At 71.8% G+C, this 18,600-nt stretch carries 18 protein-coding genes and 1 tRNA gene; 7 read left to right on the top strand and 12 right to left on the bottom strand.

The features are described 5' to 3' along the window. Nucleotides 1-31 precede the first annotated feature (31 nt). On the bottom strand, nucleotides 32-2,014 hold the full coding sequence (locus ABTW72_RS11265; protein WP_350857287.1) for a potassium channel family protein: 1,983 nt from the start codon (nucleotides 2,012-2,014) through the stop codon (nucleotides 32-34). Between the two features lie 95 nt (nucleotides 2,015-2,109). Between ABTW72_RS11265 and ABTW72_RS11260 the strand changes: the two genes are divergently transcribed. From ABTW72_RS11260 to ABTW72_RS11245, 4 genes are all read left to right on the top strand, one after another. Next, nucleotides 2,110-2,598 carry an MSMEG_6728 family protein gene (locus ABTW72_RS11260; protein WP_091403045.1) on the top strand — a complete coding sequence of 163 codons (489 nt, stop codon included), beginning with the start codon at nucleotides 2,110-2,112 and terminating at the stop codon, nucleotides 2,596-2,598. A gap of 24 nt (nucleotides 2,599-2,622) precedes the next feature. Next, a complete protein-coding gene (locus ABTW72_RS11255) occupies nucleotides 2,623-4,176 on the top strand; it encodes an FAD-dependent oxidoreductase (RefSeq protein ID WP_350857284.1) in 1,554 nt (517 codons plus the stop codon). A 67-nt stretch (nucleotides 4,177-4,243) separates the two neighbouring features. After that, nucleotides 4,244-5,452: a hypothetical protein gene (locus tag ABTW72_RS11250; RefSeq protein WP_350857281.1), complete on the top strand. Its 1,209-nt coding sequence runs from the start codon at nucleotides 4,244-4,246 to the stop codon at nucleotides 5,450-5,452. A 262-nt stretch (nucleotides 5,453-5,714) separates the two neighbouring features. Beyond that, nucleotides 5,715-6,158: an HNH endonuclease gene (locus ABTW72_RS11245; RefSeq protein WP_350857278.1), complete on the top strand. Its 444-nt coding sequence runs from the start codon at nucleotides 5,715-5,717 to the stop codon at nucleotides 6,156-6,158. A 70-nt stretch (nucleotides 6,159-6,228) separates the two neighbouring features. Here the strand turns inward: ABTW72_RS11245 and ABTW72_RS11240 are convergent, their stop codons facing one another. The 3 genes from ABTW72_RS11240 to ABTW72_RS11230 all read right to left on the bottom strand — a co-directional run bounded on the left by ABTW72_RS11240 (nucleotide 6,229) and on the right by ABTW72_RS11230 (nucleotide 9,469). Further along, the gene (locus tag ABTW72_RS11240) at nucleotides 6,229-7,908 is read right to left on the bottom strand and encodes a serine/threonine-protein kinase (protein WP_350857276.1); all 1,680 of its coding nucleotides are present in this window, start codon (nucleotides 7,906-7,908) and stop codon (nucleotides 6,229-6,231) included. 78 nt (nucleotides 7,909-7,986) lie between these two features. Further along, nucleotides 7,987-8,652 (bottom strand): hypothetical protein, encoded by a 666-nt coding sequence (locus ABTW72_RS11235; protein WP_350857273.1) that lies wholly within the window; start codon nucleotides 8,650-8,652, stop codon nucleotides 7,987-7,989. Between the two features lie 49 nt (nucleotides 8,653-8,701). Next, complete coding sequence (locus ABTW72_RS11230; protein ID WP_350857270.1) at nucleotides 8,702-9,469, bottom strand: enoyl-CoA hydratase/isomerase family protein; 768 nt, start codon at nucleotides 9,467-9,469, stop codon at nucleotides 8,702-8,704. 185 nt (nucleotides 9,470-9,654) lie between these two features. Between ABTW72_RS11230 and ABTW72_RS11225 the strand changes: the two genes are divergently transcribed. After that, nucleotides 9,655-10,203, top strand: coding sequence for a hypothetical protein (locus ABTW72_RS11225; RefSeq protein WP_350857267.1), 549 nt, complete (start codon nucleotides 9,655-9,657; stop codon nucleotides 10,201-10,203). Here ABTW72_RS11225 and ABTW72_RS11220 read toward each other — a convergent pair. The 6 genes from ABTW72_RS11220 to ABTW72_RS11195 all read right to left on the bottom strand — a co-directional run bounded on the left by ABTW72_RS11220 (nucleotide 10,191) and on the right by ABTW72_RS11195 (nucleotide 13,638). Beyond that, nucleotides 10,191-10,835: a histidine phosphatase family protein gene (locus tag ABTW72_RS11220; RefSeq protein ID WP_350857264.1), complete on the bottom strand. Its 645-nt coding sequence runs from the start codon at nucleotides 10,833-10,835 to the stop codon at nucleotides 10,191-10,193. The two genes, ABTW72_RS11225 and ABTW72_RS11220, sit on opposite strands and share 13 nt — an antisense overlap. A 67-nt stretch (nucleotides 10,836-10,902) precedes the next feature. Beyond that, a complete protein-coding gene (locus tag ABTW72_RS11215) occupies nucleotides 10,903-11,574 on the bottom strand; it encodes a DUF998 domain-containing protein (protein WP_350857261.1) in 672 nt (223 codons plus the stop codon). Between the two features lie 10 nt (nucleotides 11,575-11,584). After that, nucleotides 11,585-12,004, bottom strand: coding sequence for a VOC family protein (locus ABTW72_RS11210; RefSeq protein ID WP_088952055.1), 420 nt, complete (start codon nucleotides 12,002-12,004; stop codon nucleotides 11,585-11,587). Nucleotides 12,005-12,039: 35 nt separating this feature from the next. Further along, nucleotides 12,040-12,441, bottom strand: coding sequence for a helix-turn-helix domain-containing protein (locus tag ABTW72_RS11205; RefSeq protein WP_350857870.1), 402 nt, complete (start codon nucleotides 12,439-12,441; stop codon nucleotides 12,040-12,042). Nucleotides 12,442-12,653: 212 nt separating this feature from the next. Next, nucleotides 12,654-13,430 carry a hypothetical protein gene (locus ABTW72_RS11200; protein WP_350857258.1) on the bottom strand — a complete coding sequence of 259 codons (777 nt, stop codon included), beginning with the start codon at nucleotides 13,428-13,430 and terminating at the stop codon, nucleotides 12,654-12,656. A 131-nt stretch (nucleotides 13,431-13,561) separates the two neighbouring features. Continuing rightward, nucleotides 13,562-13,638 (bottom strand) — tRNA-Thr (locus ABTW72_RS11195). A 341-nt stretch (nucleotides 13,639-13,979) separates the two neighbouring features. Between ABTW72_RS11195 and ABTW72_RS11190 the strand changes: the two genes are divergently transcribed. Then, nucleotides 13,980-15,071, top strand: coding sequence for an ABC transporter ATP-binding protein (locus ABTW72_RS11190; RefSeq protein WP_091403085.1), 1,092 nt, complete (start codon nucleotides 13,980-13,982; stop codon nucleotides 15,069-15,071). 167 nt (nucleotides 15,072-15,238) lie between these two features. Then, nucleotides 15,239-15,838: a hypothetical protein gene (locus ABTW72_RS11185; protein ID WP_350857254.1), complete on the top strand. Its 600-nt coding sequence runs from the start codon at nucleotides 15,239-15,241 to the stop codon at nucleotides 15,836-15,838. A gap of 51 nt (nucleotides 15,839-15,889) precedes the next feature. On the opposite strand, the gene rlmB is transcribed toward ABTW72_RS11185, so the two are convergent. Both rlmB and cysS read right to left on the bottom strand, forming a co-directional pair. Then, nucleotides 15,890-17,023, bottom strand: coding sequence for a 23S rRNA (guanosine(2251)-2'-O)-methyltransferase RlmB (rlmB, locus tag ABTW72_RS11180; protein ID WP_112582882.1), 1,134 nt, complete (start codon nucleotides 17,021-17,023; stop codon nucleotides 15,890-15,892). Then, entirely contained in the window at nucleotides 17,023-18,438 is a 1,416-nt protein-coding gene (cysS, locus tag ABTW72_RS11175) for a cysteine--tRNA ligase (protein WP_350857252.1), read from the bottom strand. The genes rlmB and cysS overlap by 1 nt, the downstream gene beginning before the upstream one ends. Nucleotides 18,439-18,600 lie beyond the last annotated feature (162 nt).

Here is an 18,600-nt window from a genome sequence, read left to right as displayed (position 1 = left end):
TGCCGGCCGGTTCTGGCCGCGCCGGGTGGCGTCAGCTCACCTCGCCGGTGCCGTCATGCCGGCGGGTCAGCTCGAATTCGTCAGGTGGGCCGCCGTTTGTCGCCGAAGAGGCGGCCTCGGCGGGAGGAACGGGATGCGCCGCGCCGGGTGCGGACGCGGCGACCCCGGAGTCCGTCGGGCCGGACACCGGAGGAGACGCCGCCGCCGGGGTCTTCAACCCGCCGGGGACCCCGCCCGGCCGAGGGACCGGGACCGGGTGGGCCGGCGGGGCGCACTGCCGCGTCAGCCAGTCCAACCCGCGCCGCCGGGCGACGACGGTCAGCCGGTCGCCGGCGAAGATCACCTGCCGGGGATCGAGGTCCTTCCACCAGATGGTCTTGGCGCCGCCCGCCGGGGTCCGGGCGATCAGCCGGACCTGCCCGTCCCGGTTGACCACACCCAGTGGTCGACCGTCCAGCTCGGAGCCGGCGGCGACCGGCACCTCGGCAACCGGCAGCGCGTGCCGGTCGACCGGGATGGTGCTGATCACGGCGCGTTCGGTGAGCGCCCCGATGAAGGCCGGGGCGGCCAGGTAGGAGACCGAACGGGACACCCCGAGCGCGAAGGTCTCCTCCACCCGTTCGGCGAAGTCACCGTCGAAGAGCCGAAGCACCACGCGCAGGTCGGCGCGGAGGTCGCGGGCAGCGAGCGCCGCCTCCAGGTTGGCCACGTCGTCGGTGGACGCCACCACCAGCGCCTGGCAGTCGGCCACCGAGGCGGCGACCAGCGTCTCCGGCAACGCGGCGTCGCCGACGATCAGCGGCACCTCCAGTTGGCGGGCCAGGGCGGCACCGCGCGGCTCCGGATCCTTGTCGATCGCCACCACCTCGACGTCGTACTCGCGCAACTGCGCCATCACCCGGGTGCCGACGTTGCCCAGGCCGATCACCACCACGTGCCCGACCCGCGCGGGTTGCAGGCGGCCGGTGTGCAGGGCCAGCCGGGCGTTGACGATGCCGTCCACCACGACGGCGGTGATCAGTGGGATCAGCGCCAACCCGGCCAGGTTGAGCACCACCTGCATGATCTGGGCGTCCGCCGCCTTGGTGGTGTCCGGGTCGGCGCCGCTGAGCGTGGTGACCAGCGTCAGGTACAGCGCCTCCAGCGGAGAGACGTCCTCGGCCCGGGAGATCAGCGCCCCCAGCACCGCGATCAGCGCGAGCACCGCCATCACCGCTATGCCGATCTTGCGGGTGGCGAAGCCGCGTACCGCCCCCATCACCACCGCGACCGGACGACGCCGCCGACGTGCCCGGACCAACCGGCGGGCGGCGACCTCGGTGCCCGGTGGCTGACCGGTCGCCTCGGCGAGCACCAGGTCGGCGCCGGCCTGCTCGGCCGGCAGCAGCTCCACCCCCTGCACCTCGCTGAGGTGTGCCAACGCGCAGACCACGTCCTGCGGTCGGACGTCGGCCCGCCGTGCCACCCGCAGCGTCTTGTCCCGGTGTTGGAAGGAACTCGGGTCGACCTCGTTGAGCGCGGCGGCCACGAAGGCCGGCGCGGCCATCTCGGCGTCGGAGAGCACCTCGACCGGGGCCTTGAGCAGCTTGCGTACGCCGTCCGCGAGGGTGCCGTTGAACATCCGCAGCACCTGGCGGACCCGCTGGTCGACAGCCTGGGCGCAGAGCGCGGCGTGCAGGTTGCCCACGTCGTCCTGGTGCAACAGGGCCAGCCCGGTCGCGCCGGCCAGACCGGCGGCCTCGAAGGTGGCCACGTCCAGCCGATCCGAGCGGACCACGCGGACGCCGCGCAACCCGGCCACGTCCGGCCCGTTGCTGCGGTAACGCTCCGGCACCACGACGGTCACCCGGGCGCCACCCGTCGGCAGCTCGGATTCGAGCATCGCCCGGGCCACGTAGTAGGCGAGCGCGTCCTTGCCACAGATCACGTAGTGCGGGCGCGGATCACCGACTGACCGAAGCCGCCAGTTCCACTCGACCGCCCGTCGCGCCCGGTCCCGCCACGGCTCCGCCATGCCCGGATCGTAATCAGCACGGCCACGGTGGGCGACCCCGTCCGGATCATCCCGTGACCAGGTATGTCCGCTCCGGCGACGGGTAGAGCAGCGACATGCAGACGTTCCTCCCGTACCCGGGCTTTCTGGCCAGCGCCCGCACGCTGGACCAGAAGCGGCTCGGCAAGCAGCGGGTGGAGGCCATTCAGGTGCTGCGTGGACTCACCCGACCCGGGTACGGCTGGCGCAACCACCCGGCGGTGAAGATGTGGGCCGGGTACGAGGAGGCACTCGTCCGCTACGGGCTGGACATGTGCGCGGTCTGGACCGAGCCGGGGCGGGCCGACACGTGCGCCACCACGATGACCGTCGACCTCGCCGCCGCCTGCGGGGCCGGCGTGATCCGGACCCAGGACGAGCTGGCCCGAGCCGGTGAGCTGCCACCGTGGCTCGGCCGCGACGACCTGCACCTGAGTCACCGCTCGTCGCTGCTGCGCAAGGATCCGACGCACTACCGCCCGTTGTTCGGCGACGATGTGCCGGAGGATCTGGAGTACGTCTGGCCGGCCTCCGACCGTCCCCGCCGTTGCTTGCCAGCCGACTGATCCAAGGTGGGGCAGACTGGGCCCATGGCGCTGTCGCAAGTGGTAGGTCGGCTGATCGGCGTACGGCCGCACCAGGTGGACCCGGGCGGCGGTGGCGCCGACCGGGTGCCGCGACCGACCACGGCGCTCGTGGTGGGTGGCGGCATCGCCGGGATGTCGGCGGCGGTGGTGCTGGCCGAGCGGGGTGTGGCGGTCACGGTGCTGGAGGCGGCACCCACCCTCGGTGGTCGACTGGGCGCCTGGCCGGAGGCGCTCGCCGACGGCAGCCAGCAGAACGAGCACGGCTTCCACGCGTTCTTCCGGCAGTACTACAACTGGCGGTCCATCCTCCGCCGGATCGATGGTGACCTGGGCTTCCTCAAGCCGATTCCGGGCTACCCGATTCTCAGCGAGCAGTGGCCGACGGAGGAGTTCGGCAGGTTGCCACCCGCGCCGCCGGCGAACCTGCTGGCGCTGCTGCTGCGCAGCCCCAGCCTGCGCCTGGCCGACCTGCGCCTGATGGACCGGGACGCGGCGCTGCCGCTGCTCAGCTACGACCCGGTACGCACCTACGCCGACCTGGACGACACCACAGCCGACGAGTTGCTGGCGTCGCTGCGACTGCCGGACCGGGCGCGGGCGATGCTGTTCGAGGTCTTCTCGCACTCGTTCTTCAACCACGAGGCGGAGATGTCGGCCGCCGAGATGGTCGCCCAGTTCCACTTCTATCTGCTCGGCAACCCGGAGGGGCTGGCCTTCGACTGCCCCGACGAGGACTACGCCACGGCGATCTGGGAGCCGCTGACCCGGCACGTGGAGAAGCACGGCGGCCGGGTCCTCACCAGCTGCGCCGCCACCGGGGTGCACCGCGACGCCGAGGGCTGGCGGGTGACGACCACCGACGGCGGCAGCCATCCGGCGGGTCACGTCGTGCTCGCCGTCGACCCGCCGGCGCTCGCCGCACTGGTGGCGGCCTCCCCGGACCTGGCCGAGCAGGCACCCGAGCTGGCGGCACGGATGCCGGCCTTCGGCACCCCCGGCCCGCCGTACGCGGTGGCGCGGTACTGGTGCGACGGGGACGTGGCCGCCGATCGGGCGGTGTTCAACGGTGTGTCCCGCCAGCCCACTCTGGACTCGGTGACGCTCTACCACCGGTTGGAGAACGAGCCGCGGCGCTGGGCGCAGCAGACCGGCGGGTCGGTCATCGAGCTGCACGCGTACGCCTGCGAGCCCGGCGTGCCGGCCGAGGAACTGGCCGAGCGGATGCGCCGCGAGCTGGTCGCGCTCTGGCCGGAGGCCGGCGACCTGCGGGTCCGCGAGCTGCGGGCCCGGGTGGAGGCGCAGGCGCCGGCGTTCACGCCGGGCAGCCACGCCTGGCGGCCGGGGGTACGCACCGACGTGAACGGCCTCTACCTGGCTGGCGACGGCATCGCCACGGACTTCCCGAGCGCGCTGATGGAACGCTCGGCGGCGACCGGGATCATCGCCGCGAACCACATCCTGCGCGCGGAGGGCGGCGCGGCCGAGCCGGTGCGCTCGATCCGACCGCGTGGACTGCTGGCCGGCCGCACCGGGCCAAATCGACAAAACACAACATAAGCCACCGTACGCTGCCGTACGCTCGAATGATCAACCGTCGATCGGCCGGGCGGGAGGGCAGCGGGAGATGTCACCACTGCACCGCGCCGGCGCGGAGAACGGTTCGTCGATCGACGAGATCGGCCGCGACGACGCGTACCCGCTGATCCGCGACGAGCGCGCCTGCATCGTCACCGCGCTCCGGCTGGGTTGGTGGATGGCGGACGCCTACCACCACGGGCAGCACGCGGAGCCCCAAGCCTTCGTCGAGGCCCGCCCGGCCGTACCGCCGGCCAAACTCTCCAACCTCACCGAGATGTCCGCCCACCGTCGGATGCGGATGTACCTCGACGGGGTGGACGTCGCCCTGGCCCAGATCGCCGACCTCACCCGGCACACCGGGCCGGTACCCGACACGTCGGCCGCCCGGGCTCTGCTCCCCGACCTGGGCCTGCCCGACCCCGCCGACCCGGTGCCGCTGCTGCTCGCCCTCGACGACCTCAACGTGGAGGTGCTGCGCTGGGCGATGGCCGCCAACCATCGGGTCGGGCTGGCCTACCGACTGGGCCGTTCAGTGGCCGACACCGTTCGAGCCGGCGACGTCACGCAGTTGCTGCGCCAGTTCGGCGGCCGGCAGGTCCAGATCAGCAGGTGGCTGGACGAGTTGGCCAGCGTGCTGCCGCCGTACTCGGCCGCGGTGGTGCGCCGCTCGCTGGCCGCCTGGGCGAGCGCTGTCGACCGCGCCGGCCACGGGGACCCGGCCGAGCCGACTCCCGCCACCCTGAGCCGGGCGCTGCGCGGTCAGGGTGACCTCTGGCGCGACGTGCTCACCGGCGGCCTGCACCCGCGCGACCTGCTCGACGAGGAAGACTACGCGGTGATCGCCAGGAACCTGATCATCCGGGACCGGCGGCTGGTGGCGCAGGCGGCCCGGGGCATCTTCTGGCCGGTGCTCGTACCCCTGCTGCTGGTGCTCTTCGCGGTCGTCGGGGTGAGTGCCGCCGCGGCCGCCGGCTCACCGACCACCCGGGCCACCGTCGCCCTGGTGGGCCTCGGCGCCGGGCTGGCCGCGATCTGGCGGTCGGTCTCCGGGCCCGCCCTCGCCGTCGCCGGTGAGGTCAACCGGCCGCTGCTGGACAGCGAACTCACCGCACGGATGGCCCTGCGGCTGAACCGGCCGCTGACCACCGCCCAGGTCTCGGCCAAAGCGGCTCCCCGCACCCGTCGCCAGCGGCGTCCCGACGAGGCCAGCCGATCGAAATACGTTGCTCGCGTCTCCCGGGTCGACCTACCGTGAGCGCGCAAGGTCAACCACCACCGCGGGAGCAGCTCATGACGACGTGGCACGTCAGCGCCGTGCTGTCGACGCTGCCCGGTGACGGTTACCGAGCGGAAGGTCCCTGGGCGGGCCGGCCCGACTGACGCGTATCCGTACGCGCTGAGCCGCCCCGTCCGACCGCCGGACCGGGCGGCTTCTTGCTGTCCGTTCCTCATCGCCTTGTTCGTCGTCGCCTTGCTCGTCGTCGCCTTGTTCGTCATCAGCACGGAGGGAGATCCCGGTGGACGCCGTCCTCGTCATCAACGCCGACCTCGGCCCGCTGCACCGGGTCACCGTTCAACACGCCGTCCGCATGCTCTGCCGTCGGGTGGCCGAGATCCACGAGGCCGAGCCGGACCGGGTGATCGGGGTCTTCCCGATGCCCCGGGTGGTGCGGCTGGTCCGTTTCGTGGTCACCCGGTGGAGGTTCAGCTCCGGGCCGGCCTGGTCGCGCGCCGGTGTGCTGCGCCGCGACGACCGGTGCTGCGCGTACTGCGACGGCCCGGCCTCCACCATCGACCACATCCTGCCCCGCTCGCGCGGCGGCCGGAACACCTGGCGGAACACCACCGCCGCCTGCTACGCCTGCAACCAGCGCAAGGGGGACCGGACGCCAGCGGAGGCGGGCATGCCGCTGCGTCGGGAGCCGGTGAACCCGGGCTGGGCGGCGCTGGCCGGGCGGTGACGGACCGGCCGGCGGGAACGGGGGGCCGCGTCCCGGATACGTCCCGGGCGCGGCACCCGCCGGCCCCCGATCAGACGGCGCGTTCCTTGACCTTCGACTGCAACTGGCCAGCGGGGCACTGCACCCGGATCTCGCTGCGGTGCTCCGCGGAGGTCAACTCGACCACGATCTGCTTGGCCGGCCCCGGGTCGTACCCCTCGACCCGGAAATCGGGCGCAAGCACCACGGTGAGCACCTCGACCGACCTTCCCACGCAGCGAGCGGTGACCGTCCCGCCGCGCGCGTCGACGGGTACACCGGCGGCAGCGGTGGGAGTCGGCGCGGGCCTGGTCGGAGTCGGGGTCGGGCCAGAAGTGGCGGTCGTCGGGCCGGGGGCTGCCGTTCCTCCCGGACCGGCCGGGGGGCTGATCCGGGTAGCGAGGGCGGTGTTCCTGGTCGGCGGTACGGCGGGCGGTCCGGCATCGGCGGTGTCGGTCGGCTCCTCGGTGCGGGGCATCCCCACAGTGGTGGTGCCCGGGCCGCTACCGGTCGGCGCGGCGCTCTGTCCCTGTCGACGATTGCTGAAGTCCCCGAGCGACCCGGCGAGCGCCACCGCGGCGATCACGGCTCCGCCGACCGTCAGAATGGCTCGCCCCCGACGCCACGGCCCGCGCCTCATCCGAACCGCCGAATCGCCGGTCGACCCGGTGCCGGTCGGTCCGGTGCCGCGCTGCTCGGTGCCGGTCGGTCCGGCCCTGGTCGGCTCGGCCCTGGTCGGCTCGGCCCTGGTCGGCTCGGCCCTGGTCGGCTCGGTGCCGGTCTGTTCGGTGCCGGTCGGCTCGGTGCCGGTCGGCTCGGTGCCGGTTGGCTCGCCCCTGGTTTCGCCACCGGTCGATTCGGGGCCGGTCGCGGCGACGGTTGCCGCCGAGGCAGTGGCAACGGCAGCCGCCTCGGGGGCGGTCCCGCTGGCGGCGGCGAGCAGGATGCCAGCAGCGTCGGCGGCCGACGGTCGGTCGGCGGGGTCGCCGGCCAGGCACCAGCGGTAGAGGCGGTGCACCTCGGGCGGTACGCCGTGGATCGGGGGCAGCGGGTCCGGCTCGACATGCGTGTGCGCGCGGAGCATCCCGCTCTGCGCCTTGGCGGGCCACGGCAACCGGCCGGTGAGCACCCGGTACAGCAGCAGGCCGAGGGCGTACACGTCGCTGGCCGGCAGGACCTCGCCGGCCTCCAACCGCTCCGGCGCCAGGTACGCCGGCGTGCCCAGCAGCCGCCCCTCGAAGTCGATTTCCGGCGCGCCGGCGGCTGCCGCGATGCCGAAGTCGAGCACCTTCGCGCCCGTCGGCGTGAGCATCACGTTGCCCGGCTTGATGTCGCGGTGCACCAACCCCTGCTCATGCGCGGCGGTGAGGGCCGAGGCCACCTCGGCGCACACCCGCAGACCGGCGCGCGGCGGCAACGGCCCGACCACCAACCGGTGTTCGAGGGTGTGACCGCCGAGCAGCTCCATCACCACGAACGGGACCTGGGCACCGTCCAGCACCGACTCGCCGTAGTCGTAGACGGTTGTGACGTGGGGATGCGACAGGCGGGCCGCAGCCTTGGCCTCGCCTCGGATCCGCTGTCGGGCGTTGGTGTCCGAGGCGACCATCACCTTCACCGCCACGTCCCGTTCGAGCACCTCGTCGTACGCCCGGTGCACCGCCGACATGCCGCCGCTGCCAAGGCGCTCCAGGAGCCGGTAGCGGCCCGCAAGCAACTGATCACGCTGCACAACGGACAGCCTGCCGTACCGGACTGGGAACCGGGTATCCGGGATCGAAATATCGCGATGAGTGGGACCGGCCTGCGGCTACCGTCCGCTCAGATCCGGGTGGTCCCGCAGGAACGCCTCACCCCGGCGGGCATCACGAAAGGCGAACGCCACGGCACCGACGCCCAACGCCGTCAGTACGGCGAAAAGACCGGTGAACAGCGGTGTGAACTTCAGCAGTGCCTGACCAAAGCTGGTGATCACGAAGCCGACCGGCATCAGCGAGTACCAACTTTGGTTGATCATCATTCGTGCGGTGACGCGGAGTAGTCCGAAGTCCGCATCGTCCTGGGGCGCGCCCCGCCTGACCTGTTGCTGCAGGCTCCGGATGTCCAACGGGCTCAGCCGCCGCAGCGACGACTCGCGGTCGGCGCGGAACCGGCCGCTGCGCACCAGCCAGACGATCGTGGCGATCGTCAGGGCGAGCCCGGCGAGTTGCAGGATGCCGCCGAGAGTGTTCGCCCAGGCGGGCGGGTCGCCGTCGAGGATGCCGGTGTCGCGGCCGACCACGACCGCGCCGACGATGACGGCAGCCGCCAGAATCGACAGCAGTACGACGAGCATCAGCCTCAGACGACTGCGGCTCCGCGGTGAAGTCACCATCTCCATGAAGGCCCCCGCCCTGGTTGGTCCCGGGATACCCATCGATGGTCGTACGACAAACGCGATCAGCTGTCTCGCGCCGAGGCCCGCCGGCTTCAACATCGGCCCGGGAGGCTCCGCGTTGTCATGGCACCCGCGGTAGCCGAGGCGCTCAGGCGTCGGTCGGTGGCCGCCAGGCGAAGCGGGGCTGCCGGCGTTCGGCGATCGCCGCCACCCCTTCGCGGGCCTCGCCGGTCGTCGTCACCTTCCGGTGCCACCAGGCGATCCGCGCGGGCTCGGCCCGATCGTCGATGATCTCCTTCGCGGCGGCGATGCTCAGCGGCGACCGTTGGGCGATCGTCGCGGTCAGCTCGTCCACCCGGGCGGCGAGCCGGTCGGCCGGCAGCACCTCGTCGACCAGGCCGATCCGCAGGGCGCGCTCGGCGTCGATCAGCTCGGCGGTGAACAGCAGATGCTTGGCGGCGGACGGGCCGACCAGCCGGGCCAGCCGGCGCGTCGTCGGTGCCGGATAGACCAGCCCGAGCCGGGCCGGCGGTACGCCGAAACGGGAGTCCTCCGCGGCGATCCGCAGGTCACAGGCGACAGCGAGTTGAGCCCCACCGCCGACGCAGGCGCCCCGGATGGCCGCCACGGTCGGCTTGGCGAACCGGGCCAGCCGTTCCTCGGCGGCCACCGCGATGCTGGCGTCACCGGCGTCCAACAGCTCGGCCAGGTCACCGAGGTCCGCACCCGCGCAGAAGGCGTCGCCCGCGCCGGTGAGCACCAAGGCCCGTACGCCGGGGTCGGGTTCCAGCCGGTCGAGCAGTTCGGGGAGCTGACGCCACATGGCCGCGGTCATCGCGTTGCGCCGGGCCGGGTTGCTGATGACAACGGTGGCGACCGGCCCGGTCACCTCGACGGTCAACTCCGCGTCCGACACATCCGCTCCTTCCCGCGCCACGTGGAGCGACGCCGCCAATGCGCCCGCTGGTGACGCAATCTTGGACAGTTTCCGTTAGCACGGAACGGAAACTGTCCAAGATTGCCAGAAGTGGCTCAGACCGCTGCCGTCCGGGTGGGCTCCTGGCGGGGGAACCAACGGTCGGGCTCGCGCGTCCGACGGAGATGAGACCCGCATCGACGACCGTCGCCACGGTTGCGCTCCTGGCCGCGCTCCTGACCGGTTGCACCAGCGTCGACCGAGCCCCCAGCACCCCGACCGAGCCCTCGGCCACCGCCGCTACCGGCCCGGCCGCCCCGGCCACCGGCACCTCGCAGCCGACCACCGCCCCCACGGTCAGCGCCGGGGCCAGCGGTGTGGCCCCCCGAGTGACGTTGCGAATCTCCGGTGGCTTCGCCGGGCGCGGGGACTCCATCGTCGTCGAACCGGACGGCCAGTGGACAGTGACGGACCGGGCCGGCAGCCGGCGCAACGGCCGGCTCACCAGCGCCGATCAGGGCATCCTGGCGGGGCTGGCCGCCGACCCCCGGCTCGCCACCGAGGCGCGGCGGCCGACCACCGCGACCAACTGCTCGGACGCGATGCACTACCGCCTCACCGTGGCCAGCAACGACACCGGGTACGCCGACTGCCCGGCCGACGCGACCCCGCCGCCGGCCACCCAGGCGGTGGTCAAGCTGCTCCTGCGGGTCACCGGGTCCTACGTCAGATAGTCCGGGGGCAGGCCGGTGCCCCGCAGCTCCGGCGGTAGGTGGGCCACGTCGTTGACGGCGACCAGATTCGGCGGGCCGGCCGCGCTGTACCGGATGACGGTCAGCCCCGCGTTGTGCGAGTTCAAACCCAGCCATCGCCACTCCGGCGCGTCGAGGGCGTGACGCACCAGCCAGGCGATCAGGAAGCTGTGCGTCACGACAAGCTCGCGGACCGGTTCGCCGCCAGCGGGCCCCTCGGCGACCGGGCCGGCGAACCGCCGCACCGCGTCCGCCGTCACTCGCGGCCCGTCGACCCGCTCGGCCGCCGAGAACTGGTTCAGGAATTCGGCGTACGCGGGTGGCAGGCCAGCCGGATCCGTGTCGTGTGGGAGGTGGTCACCGGCCAGCTCCGTCTCGTACACCGGAACGTCGGGCAGCGACTTGGCGACCAGCTCGGCGGTCTGCGCGGCCCGGCGCAGCGGCCCGTGGTGGACGGCGGCGAACCGCCGGGCCCGCAGACGTTCCCCGAGCAGGGTGGCCTGCCGCCGGCCGCGCTCCGACAGCCCGGTATCCGGTTCGCCGGCATCCGGCCCACTCGGCTCGGAGAGATCCTGCTCGGCGTGTCGGGTCAGGTACAGCAACCGGGTCACCATGGCCCCACCTCAACACACCGGGAGGTACGAGTTCGACCCCGCACCTCCCGGTCCTGCGGCCGTCGGGTCAGTCGACCCGACCGGACGCCGCCCGCGCGAAGGTGACCGACACCCACAGCCAGCCGGCCGTCACCGCCAGGCCGAACGCCACCATCACGGCCGGTGCCGGCCGGGCGATCAGCGTCACCCAGGCCACCGCGAAGAACATCCCGGTCAGCAGGCTGTACGCGGCTCGACCGCGCGCCCCCTGCCGTGCGGCCCGACGGGCGGCCACCACCGTCGCCACGATCAGCGACACGAAGGCGACCGCCGCCACCAGGAAGTGCAGGCCGCCGTGCCAACTGATCTCACCGGCGCCCCGAGGCGTACCGGCCGGGAACCCGTCGGCCGGGTCGGCGCTGAAGATCGCCGCCCCGACCAGGCCCAGGCCGTACAGCGCGAGCAGTCGGGGCAGCCAGACCGATCCGCCGCCTTCGCCGGTCCGGCGGCGCAGGGCTTGGGCGGCCAGCACGCAGAGCACCCCGGTGACCAGGAACGTGACGATCTGAATCCAGCCCAGCTCGCCGGTGCTCAACACGCTGACCGGGTGGCGACGGAAGTCGAAGCCGTCCCGGGTCGCCGCCTGCACCATCGCCGAGCCGACGAAGATCGGGCCGGCGAGCACCCCGCCGAGCAACAGCAGGCGGTCCCGACCGACGGCGGTCGGTCGCACCACGGGAAACGCCGCGGCCTGGCTCATCGCCCGCCCCCTACGCCCGGGGGAACATCTGGCCGATGCGGATCCGGTTGCCGAACGGGTCCCGGATGCCGAAGTCGATCCCGTACGGGCGCTCGGTCGGCTCGTCGGTGATCTCAACGCCCTTCGCCACAAGATCCTCGTGCGTCTTGCGGGCATCGTCAGTGGTCATGAAGAGGTACCCGCCGAGGGCACCCTTGGTGAGCAGCTCCCGGACCTGCTCGGCGGTGGCCGGGTCAAGCGCAGGCGGGCCCGGCTTCTCCAACAGGATCTCGCGCTCCGGGTCGCCGGGCAGGTTGACCGTGAGCCACCGCATGAAACCGAGGTCCTGGTCGGTGTTGACCTCCATGCCGAGCTTGTTGACGTAGAAGTCAAGCGCGGCGTCCTGGTCGAGGACGTAGATCTGGGAGCGGCTGATCGCGTTCATCGTCATGCCCATGACGCTAGAGGTAGACCGTGACCTGCGGCTTATCCAAAACTGCTGGGTCGTGTCCAGGCTTTGGTGAAGCACGACGGCACGTTGGCCGGCGCGACGCGCTGACGCCGGAAATCCGAGGGGGACTCCCCGACGATCTGCCGGAACGTCCGACTGAACGTGCCCAGGCTGGCGAAGCCGACGGCGTAGCAGATGTCCGTCACGTCCCGGTCGGTCTCCACCAGCAACGACATCGCCCGTTCCACCCGGCGGCGTTGCAGGTAGCGGTGCGGGGTCTCCCCGAACGTGGCCCGGAAGGTACGGATGAAGTGCGCCTGCGAGACGTGCGCGATCCGGGCCAACGCGGGAATGTCCAGAGGCTCGGCGTACGCCCGGTCCATCGCGTCCCGGGCGCGCAGCATCGCCCGGTTCGACTCCTCCACCGCCCGACTCATCGGCCCCCCGGCCTCACTCTGCTCGCCGCCGGAGCCCAGGCTACCGCCGGGCACTGCGTCGTCCGGTCGGGTAGCGCGCCGCTCAACTCAGGGCATCCGCGGACGCCCCGCTGCGGGCGGTGCTGGCGGCTGGTGCTCGCAACCACTACCGCCACCCACACCTGTGGGACACCGTGCGCCGGGCGTGACACCGGCCCGGTACGGCTGAGCTGTTACTTGCGGTAGTAGAAGTCGGCGGCCTCACCAGCGCGTGCCGGCGCGTTGATCTTCAAGGACTTGCCGTGATCTTTCATGGTGGTGGTGAGCGTCAGTTTCGGGCCCTCGCTGGGGCTCAGCTCCACCTTGATCGAGGTGACCCAACCCTGACCGTCGGTGGTGATCGTGAAGGGCGACAGGCGTATGCCGATCGAGACGATGCTCGGCGCGCCCACGGGGAGGAACGACGTGGCGTCCTTGCCGGTGGGGTCGAAACGGCCGGTGTAGGTGTGCGGGTCGACGCGGTCCACCGAGGCGATCGACGACGTGAACGCCTTCAGGCCGGTCGGGTCGACCCAGTCGAAGCGCAGGAAGGGATCGTCGCGCTTCACTCGCTTCAGATCGACGTGCACCCAGTCCTTCTCGTCGGACGGCCGCACGTAACTGTCGTTACCAATGACGATCCGGCTCCCCGCCGACGGATACTTCCCGCCGGTGACCGAGATCGTGGTCTGGAAACGACGCTTCTTCGGATCGAAGGCACCCGTGCCGTTGACGTTCTGCCCTTCGGGCAGGTTGCCGCGCACTGCGTACCGGTGGGCAGCCCCCTGCGACCGCTGCAATGCCGCGACCAATTCGCCGCGGACGTCAGGCGTTGGAGACGGCACGGCAGTGGCCGTGGCGGTGGCGACCGGTTTGTCGGCGCGCGTGGGCTCAGTCGTCGGAGTGCAGCCGGCAGCAACGAACAGGCCGCCGGTCAGAGCCAGCACGAGCAGGGTGGTGCTCTGTTTCATTGTGATTCCCCCGTGGACCGCCGCCTGATGGCGGGACGGAGGCACGATAGCGAACTTGGTCGACGTCCGGGTGCCGCTCGGGGCGGACCGGCAGAGGGACACCAGCGCCGTTCGGAAAGGTCTGATGGAATTGGAGCCCCCGGCCGGGATCGAACCGGCGACATCTCGCTTACAAGGCGAGTGCTCTGGCCAGCTGAGCTACAGGGGCGCGTGCGTCGAGGTCAGCATAGCGACTGACGTCCGGTAATCCCGATCGCGAGGCCTCCCGAGCACGGGAATCGTCAACAACCCGACGCAGACTCGTTTCAGACGGCGTCGATTGATGTGTGACCGTGCCCGAGTGACCGGAATGCGTAGCCCGCCTGATGGGCCGGACGGCCCCCCGCCTTGGCAGCGCGGGTAAACGCGTTTACGGTTCACTGACACGGACGACGACCGGGCGCCCCCGCGACCGCGCCGCCGTCCGCTGAACCGGCACGGACACGTGCCGGTTGCTCCTTCACTCGGATCGTCCGGCACGTTCCTGCCGGTGAAAGGAAGCGCTTCACCATGGCTACGGTCACCTATTCCAAGGCGTCCCGGGTCTACCCGGGCCAAGAGCGTCCCGCCGTCAACGAGCTGGACCTCGAGATCGGCGACGGGGAGTTCCTCGTCCTGGTCGGCCCCTCGGGTTGCGGTAAGTCCACCAGCCTGCGGATGCTCGCCGGCCTGGAGGACGTGGACGCCGGTTCGATCTACATCGACCAGCGTGACGTCACCCACCTTCCCCCGAAGGCCCGCGACATCGCGATGGTCTTCCAGAACTACGCCCTCTACCCGCACATGACGGTGTACGAGAACATGGCGTTCGCCCTCAAGCTCCGCAAGACCTCCAAGTCGGAGATCGACCGACGGGTCAAGGAGGCGGCCGGGCTGCTCCAGCTGGAGGAGTACCTCAGCCGTAAGCCGAAGGCGCTCTCCGGTGGTCAGCGTCAGCGTGTCGCGATGGGCCGGGCGATCGTCCGCGAGCCGCAGGTCTTCCTCATGGACGAGCCGCTGTCGAACCTCGACGCCAAGCTCCGCGTGCAGACCCGTACCCAGATCGCGTCCCTGCAGGCCAAGCTGGGCGTCACCACGGTCTACGTCACGCACGACCAGGTCGAGGCCATGACCATGGGTCACCGGGTCGCGGTGCTGCTCGACGGTGTCCTTCAGCAGGTGGACACCCCGCGGGCGCTCTACGACACCCCGGCCAACGTGTTCGTCGCCGGCTTCATGGGCTCTCCCGCCATGAACATCAAGACCGTTCCGCTGAACGAGCGGGGCGCCGAGTTCGCCGAGCTGCAGATCCCGCTGACCCGCGAGCAGGTCGAGGCGGCCCGCGCCGAGGGTGGCGACGGCAAGGTCACCGTGGGCTTCCGCCCGGAGGACTGCGAGCTGGTCAGCCCGACCGAGGGCGGCATGCCGGTCGTGGTCGAGCTGGTCGAGGACCTCGGCTCGGACGCCAACGTGTACGGCCACGCCGCCCTGGGTGGCAACTCGGAGCGCTTCGTCGTCCGCACCGACCGGCGCAACATGCCGAACATGGGTGACACCGTGTTCGTCAAGCCGGTTGCCGGTCGCAGCCACGTCTTCCACGCCGCCACCGGTGGCCGGATCTGACGTAACGCCGTACCGACAGGGGCGGTCCGCTTCGGCGGGCCGCCCCTTCGTCGTACCTGGAGTGGCTCTTCACTCTGTGGAGCCAGCGCGGGGATCGCTCTGTGGGGTGATTCGGCACGGCTGGCCGTTCTCGTACGGTCACGGCGACCCGAACCGGAGGAGGCGTCGTGCCCACCGATCTCGCCCAGCCCGCTGCTCACCACCCGACCGCGCGTTCCCGGTCGTACCGGACGGTCCGCCTGGCTGGCCGGAGCCTCGCCTACTGCGCGACGCTGATCCCGGTCGCCGTACTCACGCTGGTGACCGCCCCGCTGGGCGGAACCGGCGCCGCCGTCGCACGCTGGCGTGCTCTGCGTACCGGACTGCTCGGGATGCCACCGACGGCCGTGCCCGGCCGACGGCCCGGCACTGTCTCGGTGCTCGGCCATGCGCTGCTCAGCTTGCTCGTGGGTGCCGTGGCCCTGCTGCCACTCGGCGTCGAACTGCTGGTGGTGCTGCGCGGCGTGCTGTACGGCCTGGTGGACCCGGGGCCGTACGACCATTCCTGGGGTGGGCCGACCCGGGCCGGGGCGTGGCTGGCGCACTTCCTCGTCGGCCTGCCGATGGCCGCCGCCGGGCTGGCCGCCCTGATCGGCATCGCCGCCGTGCACCAGCGGCTGACCCGACGCCTGGACGGCGAACGCGGTCCGCTCTGGTTGCTTCCGACCGTGCTGCTGATGGCGCTCGCCGGGGCTCTGCTCTTCGTCGCGTGGACCCGTCAGATCTGAGCACGAAGGCCCCTCCCGCGCTCGGCGGGAGGGGCCTTCGTTCGACGTGTGCTACTGCTCGACGGAGCGCCGGCGAGCGACCTCAGCCAGGGCGACCGCCGCCGCCACGCTGGCGTTCAGCGACTCGACCTCGGAGATCATCGGGATGCTGACGGTCAGGTCGCAGGTCTCCCCGACCAGGCGGGAAAGACCGCGCCCCTCGGAACCGACCACCACCACCAGCGGACCGACCGCGGCCTCCAGGTTGTAGAGGTCGGTGTCGCCGTCGGCGTCCAGGCCGACGACCATGAAGCCGGCGTCCCGACACGCCTTCAGCGACCGGGTCAGGTTGGTCACCTGCGCCACCGGCACCCGTGCGGCCGCGCCGGCACTGGTCCGCCAGGCGGTCGCGGTGATCCCGGCGGCACGACGCTCGGGTACGAAGACACCCTGCGCGCCGAACGCGGCAGCCGACCGGATCACGGCGCCCAGGTTGCGCGGGTCGGTGACACCGTCCAGCGCGACCAGCAGCGGGGCCTGCTGCTCCAGGGCAGCGGCGACCATGTCCTCGAATGGCTGGTACGCGAAGGGCGGCACCTGCAAGCCGACGCCCTGGTGCAGCACGCCGCCGGTCATCCGGTCCAACTCGGCGCGGCTGATCTCCAGGTTGGCGATGCCCCGGTCGGCGGCGGTCCGGATGATCTCGTTGATCCGGTCGTCCATGTCGATGCCCTGGGCCGTGTAGAGCGCCGTCGCCGGCACGTTGGCGCGCAGCGCCTCCAGCACCGGGTTACGCCCGACGAGCAGCTCCGGGGTGTCCTTGGACGGGTTGGACTTGCGCCCCGGCGTGACTCGGGGACCGGACCGCCCGGTGGGCTTGCCGCCCCGCCCGCCGGTGGCAGCGCCCCGGCCGACCGGTACGCCCCGACCGCCGCCCCGACCCCAGGTGGTGTCCTTGCTGCCGGGCTGGCCGATCTTGGGGGCGCGCCCCTCCTCGGCCGCCGCGCGGCGCTCCTTGTCCTGCTTCCAGGCGGTGCGCTGGGGCAGCTTCTCGGTGCCCGAGTAGCCCTTGTGCCACGGCCGCTCGTCGGCGGGCAGGGTGCGGCCCCGCCCGGCCAACGAGTCCTTGTTCTTGCCGCCGGTGCCCTTGGGGGCGCCTGCCTTCGACGTCAGTCGCCGGCCACGGCGCTGCGAGTTGCCGGCCATCAGTCCTGCTCTCCAATAGTCCAACGGGGGCCCTGGGGGGTGTCCTCGACCACCACGCCGGCCAGCTTGAGCTGGTCACGCACGGCGTCCGCGGCAGCCCAGTCCTTGCGGCCCCGCGCCTGCGCACGCTGCTCCAGGGCCAGCGCGATCAGGGAGTCCACCACGGCACGAAGATCGTCCGATCGGCCGCCACCGGTCCAGGCCGGGTCGAGGGGGTCGATCCCGAGAATATCCAGCATTGCCCGCACCACGGCCAGCGTGGTGCGGACGGTCACATCGTCGCCGACGCTCAGAGCGGTGTTGCCGTCCCGAATGTGCTGTTGCAGTACGGCCAGCGCGGCGGACGTGTTGAGGTCGTCATCCATCGCCGCGACGAAGCCGGCGGGCAGATCGCCGAGCTGCCCGGCACCGACCCGCTCGACGGCCCGCTGCACGAAACCCTCGATCCGGCGGTACGCGGTGGCCGCGTCGCGCAGCGAATCCTCCGAGTAGTCGATCACCGAGCGGTAGTGCGCGGCGGCGTAGTAGTAGCGCAGCTCCACCGGCCGCACCCCGAGTGAGTCCACGTACGCCAGGCCCAGCGCGTTGCCGGCGGACTTGCCCATCTTGGCCCCGCCGATGCTGAGCAGCCCGTGGTGCACCCAGTAGCGGGCGAACGGCAACCCGGCCGCCTGGGACTGGGCGATCTCGTTCTCGTGGTGCGGGAACGTCAGATCCAGGCCACCGCCGTGGATGTCGAACTCCGGGCCGAGATAGCGCCAGCACATCGCCGAGCACTCGATGTGCCAGCCGGGACGGCCCAGCCCCCACGGCGAAGGCCAGTAGGCGTCCGCCGGCTCGTCCGGTTTGGCGCCCTTCCACAGCGCGAAGTCGCGCGGATCCCGCTTGCCCCGGTCCGGGGCGTCCCCGGCCGACTGCATGGCGTCCGGAGACTGACCCGACAGCGACCCGTACGCCGGCCAGGACGCCACGTCGAAGTAGACGTCGCCGGAGCCGTCACTCGCCGGGTACGCGTGCCCGTCGGCGATCAACTTCGTGATCAGCTCATGCATCTCGGGGATGTGCCCCGTGGCGCGCGGCTCGTAGGTGGGCGCCAGCACGTTCAACGACCGGTACGACTCGGCGAGCAGCAACTCGTTGGCGTACGCGATCGACCAGAACGGTCGACCCTGCTCGCCCGCCTTGACCAGGATCTTGTCGTCGATGTCGGTCAGATTGCGAATGAAGGTGACCTCGTAGCCGGCGGCCAACAGCCAACGGCGCAGGACGTCATAGTTGACGCCGGAGCGAAGGTGACCGATGTGCGGCGGGGCCTGAAGGGTGAGACCACACAGGTAGACCCCCACCTTGCCGGCTTCCCGCGGGACGAAGTCCCGCACCGATCGGGTGGCGGTGTCATACAGGCGTAGCGTCACCGTACAAGGGTAGCTGTCCGTGCCTGTCCGGGTCCGCCGGTGCCGGGTCGTACGCTGCCAGGCGTGGATGCGACCGCACGCTCCGGTGGCTCCGGTGACCCGCCAGCCAACCCCACAGCCCCCGCCGACCCGTCCTTCGAGCGGGCCTCCCGGCCGACCGAG

Origin of the sequence: Micromonospora sp. NPDC127501, assembly GCF_040302185.1 — a bacterium.
GTDB lineage: Bacteria > Actinomycetota > Actinomycetes > Mycobacteriales > Micromonosporaceae > Micromonospora.
Note: the sequence above shows the minus strand (reverse complement) of the source record. Positions and strands in the feature narration are given on the sequence as shown.